The 12,433-nt window shown below is 55.9% G+C and carries 11 protein-coding genes; 2 read left to right on the forward strand and 9 right to left on the reverse strand.

The genetic code is table 11. The annotated features are described in order from the left end of the window. Positions 1-87: 87 nt before the first annotated feature. From V8L71_RS00205 to V8L71_RS00235, 7 genes are all read right to left on the reverse strand, one after another. The gene (locus V8L71_RS00205) at positions 88-507 is read right to left on the reverse strand and encodes a phosphate-starvation-inducible PsiE family protein (RefSeq protein ID WP_176303196.1); all 420 of its coding nucleotides are present in this window, start codon (positions 505-507) and stop codon (positions 88-90) included. A gap of 142 nt (positions 508-649) precedes the next feature. Continuing rightward, positions 650-3,388 (reverse strand): ATP-dependent Clp protease ATP-binding subunit, encoded by a 2,739-nt coding sequence (locus V8L71_RS00210; protein ID WP_336272884.1) that lies wholly within the window; start codon positions 3,386-3,388, stop codon positions 650-652. Positions 3,389-3,657: 269 nt separating this feature from the next. After that, a complete protein-coding gene (locus tag V8L71_RS00215; protein WP_336272885.1) occupies positions 3,658-5,715 on the reverse strand; it encodes a putative bifunctional diguanylate cyclase/phosphodiesterase in 2,058 nt (685 codons plus the stop codon). Continuing rightward, the gene (locus tag V8L71_RS00220; RefSeq protein WP_336272886.1) at positions 5,712-6,167 is read right to left on the reverse strand and encodes a FixG Ig-like domain-containing protein; all 456 of its coding nucleotides are present in this window, start codon (positions 6,165-6,167) and stop codon (positions 5,712-5,714) included. The genes V8L71_RS00215 and V8L71_RS00220 overlap by 4 nt, the downstream gene beginning before the upstream one ends. A gap of 99 nt (positions 6,168-6,266) precedes the next feature. Beyond that, positions 6,267-7,676 (reverse strand): aminotransferase-like domain-containing protein, encoded by a 1,410-nt coding sequence (locus V8L71_RS00225; RefSeq protein WP_336272887.1) that lies wholly within the window; start codon positions 7,674-7,676, stop codon positions 6,267-6,269. A 476-nt stretch (positions 7,677-8,152) separates the two neighbouring features. Next, positions 8,153-8,470, reverse strand: a complete 318-nt coding sequence (locus V8L71_RS00230) for a GNAT family N-acetyltransferase (protein ID WP_336272888.1) — start codon at positions 8,468-8,470, stop codon at positions 8,153-8,155. Between the two features lie 143 nt (positions 8,471-8,613). After that, on the reverse strand, positions 8,614-9,240 hold the full coding sequence (locus tag V8L71_RS00235) for a LysE family translocator (RefSeq protein WP_336272889.1): 627 nt from the start codon (positions 9,238-9,240) through the stop codon (positions 8,614-8,616). Positions 9,241-9,372: 132 nt separating this feature from the next. Between V8L71_RS00235 and V8L71_RS00240 the strand changes: the two genes are divergently transcribed. Continuing rightward, positions 9,373-10,296, forward strand: coding sequence for a ketopantoate reductase family protein (locus V8L71_RS00240; RefSeq protein ID WP_336272890.1), 924 nt, complete (start codon positions 9,373-9,375; stop codon positions 10,294-10,296). Between the two features lie 50 nt (positions 10,297-10,346). Here the strand turns inward: V8L71_RS00240 and V8L71_RS00245 are convergent, their stop codons facing one another. Next, positions 10,347-11,096, reverse strand: a complete 750-nt coding sequence (locus V8L71_RS00245) for an SGNH/GDSL hydrolase family protein (RefSeq protein ID WP_336272891.1) — start codon at positions 11,094-11,096, stop codon at positions 10,347-10,349. A gap of 178 nt (positions 11,097-11,274) precedes the next feature. Continuing rightward, positions 11,275-11,868, reverse strand: a complete 594-nt coding sequence (locus V8L71_RS00250) for a LysE family translocator (protein ID WP_290702727.1) — start codon at positions 11,866-11,868, stop codon at positions 11,275-11,277. 107 nt (positions 11,869-11,975) lie between these two features. Between V8L71_RS00250 and V8L71_RS00255 the strand changes: the two genes are divergently transcribed. Next, positions 11,976-12,425 carry an Lrp/AsnC family transcriptional regulator gene (locus V8L71_RS00255; RefSeq protein WP_336272892.1) on the forward strand — a complete coding sequence of 150 codons (450 nt, stop codon included), beginning with the start codon at positions 11,976-11,978 and terminating at the stop codon, positions 12,423-12,425. Positions 12,426-12,433 lie beyond the last annotated feature (8 nt).

Raw genomic sequence — 12,433 nt, forward strand, 5'->3', positions numbered from 1 at the left:
CGACCCGGGTTGATACTCACTGAGCATCATGGTGTCATGATTCGCGCGCACCTCACTCTCGTAACGACCCTCCCGCTAGCCTCTTCACTATTCGCGCTTCTGCCTCCCCTCCTGCTCTCGCACCAGCCAGTAGATTGCGCCGAGAGCCAGAATCGCCGCGCTCAGCCCCAGCAGAGTCATGGGGTCGATCTTTGTGGCATCGAGGATAATGAACTTTCGAACCAGAGCGAGGAGCGCAATTAGCAGGACGGTCTTGATTTGCACGATACTATTCTGACGCTCGGCTATACTCAGCACGGAATGATTGAATTCCAGGGCAATCAGTAACGTCATGACCATGCCGAAGACCACTTGGAAGACAGATTGGTTGGCAGGATCGACAACACCAAGCACAATCAGCGTGAGGATGCGCCAGGTCAGATGGACGAGAGCCACCGCGACCACGAGACTGAGCAGCAGCGTGAGAATTATCGCCACAATCTGCTCGAAGCGCTGGTAGTAGGACATGTTCGGCCAAGCAAGGCGTGTCTCTGAGAACCGTCCAGCGAGTGCGGAACCTACGCGGCGCGACCTACTACCGCCACCCCCTTGTAGGGGCTTTCCTCTGGACATGTATCATGCCCTCCTGTCCGCCGCCCGCGCGGCTTCGTCACTCCGGTTCGGTGGCAGGCACCTTTGTTTCCTTCTCCCAATGGATTTCACCTCGATCCTTGTCGTAGATGAAGCGCAGGCTATCGCCTTCCTCTATTTCGCCGCGCAATACGGCACTCGCAAGGCGCGTCTCGATCAGGGATCGGATCTGGCGACGAAGTTCGCGCGCACCGAACTCTGGCCGGTAGCCGACATCCGCCAAATGGTCGATGAGCGAGTCGTCGAACTCCACCGTCAAGCCCTGTCCGTGCGCGATACGCTTCACGCGCTCGAGCTGCATACCTACGATGTCACGGATCTGTTTGCGGTCGAGTGCGTGGAATACAATGATCTCATCGATGCGGTTGATGAACTCCGGGCGGAGATAACGACGGAGCACGTTCAACAGTTCCGACTTCAATTCCGCGGCGTCCTTGCGCTCGTCCTCCGGGGCCTCGAGGTTTTCCCGGATGAGATCAGAACCGATATTGCTTGTGGCTATTATGATGGTATTGGTGAAGTCTACGACACGCCCTTTCCCATCAGTGAGCCGCCCATCCTCGAAGACCTGCAGCAGCACGTTCTGGACATCCATGTGTGCTTTCTCGAACTCGTCCAGTAGAACGACACTGTACGGTTTTCTGCGCACCTTTTCGGTAAGCTGCCCCCCCTCCTCGAACCCGACGTACCCGGGAGGCGCCCCGATGAGGCGCGCGACCGTATGCCGCTCCATGTACTCGCTCATGTCAACGCGGATCATCGCCTCTTCATCACCAAATACCGTTTCCGCAAGGGCTTTGGTCAATTCCGTCTTTCCCACTCCCGTGGGTCCGAGGAAGAAGAAGGTTGCGATGGGACGGCGACGGTCGCCCAGCCCGGCGCGAGACAAACGCACGGCATCGGATATGGCTCTTACCGCCTCGTCCTGACCGACGACCCGCTGATGCAGACGCTGTTCCATCTCCATCAGCCTGGTGCGCTCCTCCGTGGTGAGCTCTGCCACCGGAACGCCGGTCAGGCGCGAAACGATCTGTGCCACATCCTCGACGCCCACCTGGTTAGCGCTAGTGCTCCGGGTCGTGTTCCATTCCTCCAGGCCTTGGTCATAGTCGCCCTGGTGTTCTTCGATACGAGCTTCCAGCGCGCTCGCGCGCTCAAAATTCTTGCGGTTGGATGCGTAGTCACGCTCACGCCGCAGCTGGTTGATCTGTGCACCGAGCTCGTGAAGCTCCGGCGGCCGCGAAGTGCCACCGATTCGTACCCGAGCAGCCGCCTGATCTATCAGATCGATGGCCTTATCCGGCAGGAACCGGTTGGTGACGTAGCGGTCAGCCATCTCCACGGCGGCGACAATCGCCTCGTCGGTGATCGTCACCTTGTGGTGAGCCTCCAGTCGATCCCTGAGCCCCCTTAGTATATTGATGGTCTGGTCAATCGTTGGTTCGGCGACGAACACCGGTTGCAGCCGCCGCTCTAGCGCTGCGTCTTTTTCAATGTGCTTCTGGTATTCGGCCAGCGTGGTCGCCCCGACCAAATGCAGTTCGCCACGCGCCAGTTGGGGCTTGAGGGTATTCGCGACGTCCAGCCCGCCTTCGCCCCCGGTCGATCCGGCGCCGACAATGGTGTGCAGCTCGTCAATGAACAGCACAATCTCGTTTTGGTGGGACGTAATCTCGTCAAGGACTTGTTTGATCCGCTCCTCGAATTGACCACGATATTGGGAACCCGCCACCAGCGAGTTAATGTTTAGCTCAACCACCCGTTTGTTCTGCAACAGGTCCGGCACTTCGTTGTGAACAATTCGCTGCGCCAGCCCTTCGACAATGGCGGTCTTGCCGACCCCCGGCTCACCGATAAGAACGGGGTTGTTCTTGCGGCGCCGGGAAAGAACCTCGATCAGGGTCTCGACCTCGGCCGCTCGCCCGATCACCGGGTCGAGCTTGTCCTCGTTAGCCAATGCCGTAAGATCCCGACTGTACTTGTCCAGGGTGGGCGTGTCGCTTTGCTCCGGCAGCCGCCCCTCCTGTGCCCCCTTTCCAACCACCTGCACAGCCTTCTGCCGAAGACCGTGTGCAGAGAGCCCATAACGGTTCAGCAAGTCGCTGGCCAGCCCCTCCTCCTCGGCTAGACCGATCAGAAGGTGTTCGGGACCAATATAGCCATGCCCGAGGTCTCTCGACGCCTGGAAGGCGCGCTGTAGCGCGGCTTTCACCCGTGGGGAAACTCCGATCTTGGTAGGTCCGTCCGTTTCGGGTTCGCTCGCAGCTTTGGGTGTCAGTTGCTCAACCTGGGTCTTGAGGTCTTTGGCCGATAGCTGGTATCGCTTGAGGAGCGCCTGCACCACATCGTTATCGGCCAGCGCGTAAAGCAGGTGGCTGGTATCAATCAGCTGCGAACCCCACTCCTTCGCGGTAGCCGCGGCTTGCTGCAGAATCTGCTCGCTTTGCTCGCTAAGCAGATCACCGAGGGCGACCGATTCGCTATCCTGCGGCCGGCCGTTCTCTCGACTGGCGACACTGCCAAAGCCGAAATCCTCGTCTCGCGCCAGCCGCTCGAAGAAATCGTCGGCGAGCAGCCCGCTTCCAAAAAGGGATTCAAACGGAGAGGCACTTCGTGCTCTCAGACGCAAATAATCCGTTTGGCATACGTTGAGGGTGCGTCTTCGACCGGCTTGTGAAACGGTGACCTGCAGAGCCGCAGGGCGTTGCCGGCAGATATCGCATGATACTTGGGGTGATTTTTCTGGACTCTTGTTCATGATCCCTCCTTTGTACCGTTGTATGGCTTACAACAGTCGTATAGAAACCGCTAAGCCTTGGAGAAGAGGCAGAGCCCAGTAAAACTTGGGAGGGGGCAGAGCCCGGGAGAAGATTAGATAAGTATAGCCCGAGGTAGACTGAAAGCAAGGCGGCACGAAGCAGCAGGGCCCCGCCATCCCGGGCGAATGAACCGCCAGCACCAACTCCATAGCCTGGTTCTGTTTTACTGCTGGCCGTGTTCGAACAAGCCGCATCACCACAAACCGCGTCAGAGATGCCTGCCAACGTGCCCCACACGCAACAGTTTAGTTAGATCCTCTGTCGGCACCGGCCTTGCGAACAGGTAACCCTGCATATACCGGCATCCGCTTTCACGCAGCAATCGGCACTGCTCCGGTGTCTCCACGCCCTCGGCGATAACATCCAGGTTCAGGCGCTGAGCCATGGCGATGATGGCGTCGGCGATCGCGGCACTGGCCGGATCGCTGGTGATTTCGCGGACGAACGACTGGTCGATCTTAAGCGTATCGATCGGGAAACGCTTCAGGTAGCTCAGGCCGGAATACCCGGTGCCGAAGTCATCCACCGCGATGCTCACGCCGTAATTCTTGAGGCACGTCATCGTTGCGACCGCCGTATCGACATCCTCCATGAGCATGCTCTCGGTTAGCTCGAGTTCCAGGTGTTGCGGGTCAAGTCCGGTCTCCTTGAGCAGTTGTACCACCCGCAGCGCGAGGTCTGCGTGGCGGAACTGTCGGGCAGAGAGGTTCACGCCGATGCGTCCGGGCATCAGGCCACTTTCACGCCAGAGCCGGTTCTGCTCGCACGCCGCACGTAGTACCCATTCCCCGATTGATTCAATCAGGCCTGTCTCCTCCGCAACAGGGATGAACCGCGCAGGCGAGATCATGCCCATGTGGGGGTGATGCCATCGCAGAAGTGCTTCAGCGCCGACGGGGGCACCGCTGTCCACGTCAATACGGGGTTGGTAATGCACGCTGAACTCGCCGTGCTTCAGCGCGCCGCGCAGCGCCAACTCCAGGGCCAATCGCTCCGGATCCCGATTGGCCGCCGCCGAGACATAGGCCAGGTGCATGTTGCGCCCCCGGCCCTTAGCGCGGCGCAGTGCTGACGTGGCATTCTTGAACAGCTCTCCCGAGTCCGCTCCGTCGAATGGATAGGCTGCAGAACCGATGCTGCAGGTTACGCAGATCTCCTGATCGTTGATCCGCAAGGGCTCTGAGACCGACTCAAGGATGCGTTGAGTCCAATACTCGGCATGGAGATCCTGCTGCGTATCTGTCGTGTACATGATCGCAAATTCGTCCCCGCCAATACGGGCCACGGTCGCGGGTGTTTCCGCGCATGCGGACAGCCTCTCGGCGATGGCGCGGAGCACCTCGTCTCCGCCCGCGTGCCCCAGGGCGTCGTTGACCAGCCCCAGGCGGTCGAGCCCGACAATTAGAAGCGCCACAGACGAGTTGCTGAGTTGCGCCGACTCGATGGCCTGTTCGAGGCGTTCGTGGAGTGCAGTCCGGTTCGGCAACCGGGTAAGACCGTCGAATCGGGTTAGATAGTGGATGCGCTCCTCGGACGCCCTGCGGGCCGTGAGATCGTCGACATAGGAGAAGCTGACGGGCTCACCTTCGTACTCGATGTAGGTGGCGGTTACCTCGATGGGGATCAGTCCCCCGTCGCTGCGGCGGGCGAGTGACTCAAGTCGTGCCGAGCCCTGCGCCTTCAACTCGTGCAAATGCTCCCGCCAGACCCCTTCCGTCATGGTGGGATCGATATCGGAAAGCAAGCGTCCTGTAAGGTCTTCGCGGGCGTACCCGAGCATGTCGCAGGCCGCGCGATTGGCATAGCGTACTCGCCCGTCGGCATCGATCTGGAACATCGCGCCCCGCGCGTGATCCACTGCGAACTGGGTCAGCCGCAGCTCCCGCTCAGCCTGCCTGCGCTCCGTGATGTCGCGCGCGGAAGGTACCATATAGGTGACGTTTCCCTTGTCGTCGTAGACCGGGTGCAGGCTGAAATCCATGGTCCGCACTCGACCGTTGCGATCAAGGATAAGCACGTCAAAACGGGATGTATGCCCCTGTCCGGCGGCCCGTATCGCATCGCGCAGACGTTGCCGGCTCTGGTCTGAGAATCCCCACCAGGGGGTAGCATCAAACGGTCGGCCCAGCACATCCTCAGCTCGCGCGCCAATGGCATCCAACGCGGCTTTATTGGCGTACGTGAGCACACCATTGACGGTCAGTAGACCGGCGAAGATTGAGGGAGAAAGCCGATCCATGACCTCATGCACGGGCTGGTCAGTCATCGGATTGTCCCCATAAATTTACTGTTCTCGACGAGTTTCAGTGCCGGATCTTTCACTGATTGAAGATGGACATTGATAGCACTGACTTCAGTCTCAAGGGACTCCAGTGCAACGGATATGGTAACCGGTAGCTCAACTCTCTCCCCTGCTCCTACAGACACAGTCGCTACAGAGCTCAGTTGCAGGCCGTCCACTCCAGACACACCGATGTTATAACTCTGGCTGTGCTGACCCTTATTGAGGATCTTCAATTCAGAAAGGTCCCATAAGACCGCCTGGCGGTCTCCGCTGGTTAACCAGACAGTTCCAAAATACAGGGCAAAGAGGAGGGCTCCACCAAGGATTCTCAGGCGCCTGAAATAGCCCTTGAAACTGCGGGTATGAATTTTATCCATGAGCCTGGAGCTGTAAGGCTTGGTATCGATATTGCGAAGCAGTTTATTCTGGCTCATTACTCACTTACATTCGTTCTATTTGAAAGTGAGATTATCTAGTTTCGCCGGATCGGTGCAGGTTCAAATTTTTAATTTTCGATAGGGACAGATGGGCTGTCAGGTGAGATTCAGCAACTCTGGTAGTTGATTCAGGGCATGGATTCTTCGCTCATCCCAGGGATGGGAAAAGCTGACCCTCAGACAATTGCCATACTTACCCGATGCGGAAAAAAGCGGGCCGGGCGTGATCACAACACCTGCGTCAAGCGCCTTGGGGTATGCAGCCAGGGTGTCGACCGTTGCAGGCAGTTCCAGCCAGACCGCCAGGCCGCCCTGGGGCGCCGTCACTCTTACCGGCACCGGCCATGCGAGCAGTGAAGCCAGTAGGCGGTCGCGTTGCTCACTCATCAACTTCCGTTGCCTGCGAAGATGGGCGGACAGCTCACCCTCTTCCATATAGGCTGCAACGCCCTGTTGCAAATAGCGGCTACTGGCCAGTTGAGTCACCATTTTCAGATGCAGTATCCGCTGATGCCAGCGTGCCCCTGAAATCCAACCCAGGCGCAGGTCCCGGGACAACACCTTGGAAAACGAACTGCAGTGGATGACACGATTGCTATCATCCAGCGCCTTAAGGGTGTCGGGAACCCGGGAAAACCCGGACTCGGCGTATATATCGTCTTCGATTATGGCCAGATCGTACTTTTCCGCCAGCGCCATCAGGCGTCGCCGGGAAGCCTCAGGCATCAACGCCCCCCCTGGCGTGGCAAACGCCGGAGACACGACGCATGCCTGGATGTTCCAGCGCCCCAGGGCTTCTTCAAGGGCATCCATATCCATACCGCTTGCCGTGGAGGCTGGTATTTCCATGACTTGCAAACCGAGTTGTTCCAGCAGTTGCAGTACACCATAGAAACCCGGCGATTCCACGGCGACGACGTCCCCGCGCTGACAGCAGGCCATTAGCGCCAGGAATAAGGCATGTTGACAGCCAGAGGTTATACATAGTTTATCTGGCGTAACTGGCCACCCTCGTTTAGCCAGCAGAAGCGCAAGCTGCTCCCGCAACTTCATATCGCCTGCAGGTGTGTCGTAATACTGGAAGTCGGCACCACACTGCCTCCGAAGCGCCCTCCCAATGGCCCGGTTGAGACTTACGATTCCTGGTGGCAGTTTGCCGGCATGCAGTTCGGGCAGAAGGTCGAACGCCGCCTTTCGATCCATAATGTCCAGCAGGAAATCACTAACGTTGACGGGGCGCGGGGCATCGATACGGGATATCACCCGAGGTGATTGCGTGGTTTTTGGCATCAGGGTTACGAAATGTCCTGCCTTAGGCCTAACCTCCAGAACTCCCTGGGCCTCAAGTCGTTGCAGGGCATGCTGGACTGTGGCTTTTGACACGCCCTGTTGTGTACATATCTCTCGAATGGATGGTAGACGATCCCCCGGCGTCCAACGACCTTCAATGATGCCTTGCAGTATCCACTGCTCCAACTGCTGATAGCGGTACGTTCCTTCAGCCAAAGAGAGCCTCCCCTGGAACTTAGTGTGGACCATGCCATCATTGGCGTAATAGATTCAGTAATCCACCCATTTTAAAAGGGGTTCAAAGGTAGTGCATAGGCCATCATGGCAAACTATAACGGCCACTACATTTTCACACACCCTCGGTCGAAAGCGGGCTCCTAGCAAAGAGTCTCACAGCAGTAATCGACTGCGTTTAGTCTTATTCAGGCAGCCTGCAATTGGCCAATTTTGCTTAGCCTCAACGCTACCAGACTATGCCTACTACCGTCATTAGAAATCAGTCGCCCGTAATATTGGCTACATCATTAGCTTCTTTTTGTATGTCGGGCTGGAGGGAGCGCCGGGCGTTTCAGCGTTGTTGATTGAGAACGAGATGGACAGGCGCGTGCGTTACAATCAGCTGTGCCAGTTTAGCTGCCAGTAGCCTACATCGTGCCACTGATTGAATTTAAACCCTACTTTTTCAAAATAGGCTACTTTCTTATACCCATTTTTTCATGCAGTGCGACACTGGCGGGGTTGGGAAGCGTAATGCCGCCGATCACCGTATGAATCCCGCCCTCTAAGAGCTTGGAAAAGATCGTTTCATAGAGTTTTGCGCCTAAGCCCCTGCCTTGCATCTGGTGGAAAAGGTAGACGCTGGCTTCGACTGAAAATCGGTAGGCGCTTCTCTCCTTCCATTTTGTAGCGTAGGCATAACCCACCACAGCATCGTCTTCCACAGCCACCAGCCACGGTAACCCTACCCCCTGAACATTCTCAATCCTACGTTGGATGTCTGAATCCGACACGGGAGCTTCTTCGAATGAAATAACGGTATTTTCAATCTAGTAATTATAAATGTGCGCTATTGCGGCTGAATCGCCCTTTGCAGCATCTCTGATCATGATTTATTCCGTTTAGATTCTGACTGTTTAATGTCACCGGACGCTTATTACGCGGGCCGCTTGGCAAGCAACGCCCATACACCTGCGGAAAAAAGCAACGTTCCACCTACGACATTAAAACGGCGCTGCGCACGGCGTGATGTCAGTAACTTACGCACTGATGACGCGAACACGGCGTAAAAAGTGGCATTCAGTGTTGCCAACACTACGAACGTAACCGCAAGAATCCAAAGCTGCTGCCCCGCGTCGTTATTCGGATTAACAAATTGCGGCAAGAAAGCGACGAAGAAGATAATGCCCTTTGGGTTCAACGCGGTAACGAGATAGGTATTGCTGAAGAGCTTCCAACGCGAACCTGATACCGCTGATGACACCGGCTGCACCGACGATATGCCCGCACGTAACAGCTTTATGCCCATATAAAGCAGATATAAACCGCCGATCCATTTGATAACGGTGAACCAAAAGGCCGAGGTGGCTAACACCGCACCCAGCCCGAGTAGCGAAAAAAGTAGCGCGGTTGAATCACCCAACGCCACCGCAGCGACAAGCGGAATATTGGCACGCTTACCTTGGGCGATAGAGTAGCTGACCACGGTCAAAATTGTCGGCCCAGGAATGGCGAGCAAGGCAACAGATGCAAGAGCAAAGGCAAACCAGACTTCAATCGACATGGGACGCTACCTAGCAAGTGATTAACGCTAAGTTAGCATAAGCTTTACAAGGGATGGAGCGTTCTACTAGTGGTTTTATAACATTTTCTGTCATTCTGAATTTCTGCTACCACCACAAACAAAGTGTTCGCCATGTCTTCACACTGGATTATCGGCCCTGGGGCCATTGGCCGCCTATTGGCTCATTCGCTTTCACCTTTAGCGGCCACCACGCTAATTGGCCGACGAGCGTTGCCTGCACAGCAAACGCTTACCACCCCGGAAGGCGAACAGCGTGTGCAGCTTCTCAACACTCTTACTGTTGCTCAGTTGGCTCCTGAAACGTATGAACCACCCGCCTTTTTGCATATCACCACGAAAGCGATGGTTGCTGAGGGGGCCCTGGAAAGCGTTGCTAACGCCCTTCCTGCCACTACCCCATTGGTACTGTGGCAAAACGGATTTTTATCGCAGCCGCGTATTACTCAGGCGTGGCCAGGCCCGGTGCTGTGTGCGACCACCACGGAAGGAGCTTACTTAACCGGTGATGATGGCGTCATGCATGCGGGTCGCGGGCATACCTTTGTGGGTGATTTGAACAATCGACACGGTGAGTTGGCGGAAACACTGGCACTAACACTCACTCAGGCAGGGCTTACTGCTACGGCGGTGACTGATATTCGCCAGCGTTTGTGGCAGAAGCTGGCGGTGAACGCGGCGATAAATCCGTTGGTGGCATTGAATAATGTGCGTAACGGGGAATTGCGCGGTGAGGCGTATGCGGGCCGTGTGGTGACCGTGGTGAAGGAAGTCGCGGCGATTATGCTGGCCGAGGGCATTGCGCCACCTAATAACGGCCAAGATGAAGCAGCGTGGTTAGCTTTGGTGTGGCAGGTGGTTGAAAACACCGCAAATAACAAAGCCTCAATGCTGCAGGATGTGGAGGCCAAGCGCCCCACCGAGCGTGGGGCGATCTTGGGGCCGTTGATTGAGAGCGCCGAGCGGCATGGCTTGGCATGTGATACGTTGCAGGCGCTCAATGATGAGATAGCGGTGTTAGAAGCGTCTTATTCATGAACGCTTAATCATTGAGAAGGCATGCTAGGCACTACAGAACCCAACGACGACTACTCAAGAATTGACATGACCTTTTCGGCGACGCCGACGCCAATCGCATTGTGCGTTTCCGGAGAGAAATGAACGCCGTCTATTCCATCCGTGGTTGCCAGCGTACCAACGTCATAAAACTCCACTCCAGCCGCCTCAGCAATTGCCTCGTATAGGGGTGGAAGTGCTTCTGTTTTCTCGACGCCGCCAGCGAATCTTTCAGCGCGCCCCTCAGGCGCCACATTTCCCAGTGGAGGCGGTGAGAGAACCAACACCTTTGGTGCTGGATAAGAGGTTCCAACCCCACCGCCTGTCTGTTCCACTATGTCGATCAGCTTTCCCACACCGAGTGCAATTCGAAACGGTGAGCGATCAAACATTGCCTTAACATCATTCGTGCCAAGCATGATCACAACTAAATCAAGCGGGTGATGTGTTGCGATAGCAGATGACAAATAGGCGGAACCATCAAGTCCTGCTCCAGAAATGTGAGGAAGTGTGGGGTCAGGTACGTCGGTGGTGCGTGCGCTCAAGCCTTCCTCAATCACTTCATATTCGGAGCCAAGCTCTGTTTCCATGACGCCGGGCCAGCGTACATCAGCTGGGTAACGCGTTGTAGGGCCGCTTTCGACGGGCATATAACCCCATGTATTGGAGTCTCCATAAACCATAATTCGCTTGGTAGCATCGTCGGCAGCGTAAGTTATGTTTCCAGCGAGTAACGCGATGGCTGCCAAGCCACTGATGAAGCTGTGTCGTGTAAGAAACATGTGAATTCCTTTATTTTTGTTTTTCCTACGTAAGACTAGGCTAGTAAGTGTCTACTTGCCACGGTGCCTAAATCTTATCTAATCGGGAATGATGTCACTGTGTATGCGGAACTTAGGGCAGCTTCGCGGCGCTCGCTACTCGTTACCACCCGCTACGCCATTGCTCTATGTTTAGGCTCTAAAGGTTTAGCACCGGGTATAGCGATGCTATTAACAGTAGCGCCATGGTGATATTGAACACACGGTAACGGGTGTGGCTGTTGAGCCATTGGCGCACCACGATGCCCAACCAGGCCCACACAGAAATAGCGGGAAAGCTGACCACTGCAAACACGCTGGCTACGATCAACACCGAGACTAGTGTTTTATTGGGGGCGTAAAGGGTAATGGCGGAAAGGCCCATGGCCCACGCTTTGGGGTTTACCCACTGAAACGCGGCCGCCTGCAGTAGCGTCATGGGTTTGCCTTTGCCATCGTTCTCTTTGAGCGGCGCGGCTGTCGCGATTTTCCAGGCCAGCCAGAGCAAATAGGCAGCGGAAAGAATGCTTAGCCAGGTATTGAGAATCGGGTAAGCCTCAAACAGCGCCATCAACCCACCGCCCACCACCAGCGTTAGCGCACTCAGCCCCACAACGATGCCGACCATGTGGGGTAGCGTCTTTTTAAAACCAAAATTAGCGCCAGAGGCCAGCAGCATCAGGTTGTTAGGCCCTGGCGTTACCGTGGTAACAAACGCAAATGCAGCCAGCGCCACTATTACCGAAAAAGTCATTGCGCCTCTCCTTCTCTTTACCTCAACGTGAGAGAAGAATTTTACAAGCGTTATAGAGCAACGTTTGATCTAATGTGGGCTTCGTTTCTTTTTATATGCAACAAACCATGAAGATTGACACGATAGACCGCAGAATATTGCAAGCACTAAAACATGATGGAAAAATCAGCAACGTACAGCTGGCTCAGCGCGTTGATCTTTCTCCCTCCGCTTGCTTGCGACGCGTCCAAGAGCTTGAAAAAAATGGCGTTATTAAAGGCTACCGCGTGGTGACCGCGCCGGAGCATACGGGCAAAGGGTTTGTGGCTTATGTCACGGTGGGGTTATCGTCACATACCAAAGCCGCCCAAGAGGGGTTTGAGCGTGCCATGCTGGTGGCCGGTGAAGTGGCCGAGTGCCATAACATTGCGGGCTCGTTTGAATATCTGCTGCGTGTGGAAACTAGCGATCTTGCCAGCTACAAGCGTTTTCATACCGATGTGCTGGGCACTCAAACACATGTGAGTGCCATTGCTACGCACATTGTGATGAACTCTTCTAAAGATGAGCGGGGCTAACCACCGCT

Source organism: Vreelandella indica, assembly GCF_037070225.1.
Classification (GTDB): domain Bacteria; phylum Pseudomonadota; class Gammaproteobacteria; order Pseudomonadales; family Halomonadaceae; genus Vreelandella; species Vreelandella arctica.